This is a genomic window from Paraburkholderia atlantica (assembly GCF_009362785.1).
In the GTDB taxonomy this organism is placed as follows: domain Bacteria; phylum Pseudomonadota; class Gammaproteobacteria; order Burkholderiales; family Burkholderiaceae; genus Paraburkholderia; species Paraburkholderia atlantica.
In genome coordinates, this window is the sequence record NZ_WHNQ01000178.1 from 1 (window position 1) to 1,387 (window position 1,387).

The following is a 1,387-nucleotide window of genomic DNA, read 5'->3' on the forward strand; positions in this document are numbered from 1 at the left end:
GGACATCGTCGCCCACCGCCCCCTGAAGCGCCGCCAGCGTATTGTGGCGATAGTTCAGCAGCGCGCCAAACAGCGGCGCAGGCGCCGCAACGCCGCTGCAGCGCTGCGCCAGCGCCAGCGGGGCATGCTCGTGGGTGAGCAGCTCCGCCAGCCGCGCGTGGGTGCGACGCACACTCTCCCCGACCCCGGTTCCATCCACGTCGAGCCGCACCGGCAGCGTGTTCATGAACAGGCCCATCGCCCGGTCCGCGCCGCTGCCACCATGCATGCGCCCGAACAGCACCGTGCCGAACACCACCTGCTCGCGCCCGCTGCTGCGCGCCACCACCTGCGCCCACGCCAGATGGCACAGGCTGGCCACGCTCACCCCCAGCCGCCGCGCCTGCTGCCGCAGCCGGTCGTTAAGCGCCTGCGGCAACTGCCGCCGCGCCTCGTCCACCCCGCTGCCGTCGCCGCGCACCTCGCCCAGCCCGAACGGCAGCGTCGGCCCGTCAATCCCCGAGAGCATCTCCCGGAAGAACTGCTCATGCGCTGGCTCTCCCACACCCAGCCGCGCCTGCGCTATCAGGTTACGGAATGGCTGCGGCTCGGCCAGCTCGTGCCCGCGTCCCGCCAGCACGCTCCGCACCTCCGCATGCATTACCTCTGAGGTCGTGTGATCGCCGATCAGATGATGCTGCAGCGCCAGCAGCAGCCAGCGCCCGCTGCCCGGCTCCCGGGCCGTCACAAACCGTATCAGTGGCGCCCGCCCCAGATCGATGCGCTGCCCGCGCGGATCGAACCGGCGCCGCAACTGCTCGGGAGCCGGCCCCTCCGCCTCGTCCAGTTCAACCTCCACCACCTCCAGCCGCGCCTGGCGCCACACCACCTGCGCCGGACTGGACAGCCCCTCCCACACAAACGACGTGCGCAGGATATCGTGCCGGTCCACCACCCGCTGCACTGCCGCCAGATAGCGCTCCAGCAGGTCACGACCGGCAAATGCCATCTCCCGGGCCAACAGATAGGGATCGCCCTGGCTGGCCAGCAGATGATGGAACAGGATGCCCTCCTGCAGCGGCGAGAGAGCATAGATGTCCTGGATGTTGGCCAGCCCTCCGGGCACCGTGGCCACCACCCGGTCGATCTCCGCCTGGCTCAGCCCGATGAGCGGCAGCATCCCGGGGGTGATCGCCGTACTGTGCGCGGTAATCAGGTTGGCGGGGACCGCGACCTCCTGATGGCGCCCCACGCTGGCCGCCAGATCGGCCAGCACCGGCCGCGCGAACAGCGTGCGCACCTCCATCCCCAGCGAGCGCTGCCGCAGCCGCTCCATCAGTTGCACGGCCAGCAGCGAATGACCGCCCAGCTCGAAGAAGTGGTCATGCCGACCGACCCGCTCCAGACC

At 70.5% G+C, this 1,387-nt stretch carries 1 protein-coding gene; it reads right to left on the bottom strand.

Translation table 11 applies throughout. The annotated features are described in order from the left end of the window. On the bottom strand, positions 1-1,387 hold a 1,387-nt coding region (locus GCT19_RS42010; protein WP_227749510.1), incomplete at both ends, for a condensation domain-containing protein.